The 411-nt window shown below is 60.3% G+C and carries 1 pseudogene; it reads right to left on the bottom strand.

The annotated features are described in order from the left end of the window. Positions 1 to 411: pseudogene (locus NMG70_RS27645) on the bottom strand (hypothetical protein); the annotation flags it as partial.

Here is a 411-nt window from a genome sequence, read left to right as displayed (position 1 = left end):
TCGAACAGCGAGCCTGGCTCCCCCTTCAACGCCCGTGGTCGATCCGCAGGCTCCAACTCCTCGGCTGCCCGCAAGTGTTCAAGGTAGTTCTGCGAGGGAAAGGGGTAGGTCTTCATGCAATCGATGGAACTAGCGGCCTTTCCGCTGTCCAAAGCCTTCGCCAGTCCCTGCGCCCCGGATAACATCAACTTGAGCTGGCCTATTTTGTCGTGCGCTTCTCGAATTTGCTCAGGCGTGAGTAGGACGCGCTGACGAGGCTCCTCCAACGCGGCAAGGCAGGCCTGCATCTCGGTGGCCTGCGTTTGCAGGCGCTTGATCACGGTGGTGACCGCGTGTTCGGCGTCCTCGGGCTTCATCTGGCGCGCTTGCGAGACGGTTCTTTGCTGACCAGGCAGATCGAACTGCAAAAGT

It is taken from the genome of Mesorhizobium ventifaucium (assembly GCF_935822925.1).
Lineage (GTDB): Bacteria > Pseudomonadota > Alphaproteobacteria > Rhizobiales > Rhizobiaceae > Mesorhizobium > Mesorhizobium ventifaucium.
The sequence above is the reverse complement of the archived record's forward strand: the minus strand, read 5'-3'. Positions and strand labels throughout refer to the sequence as shown.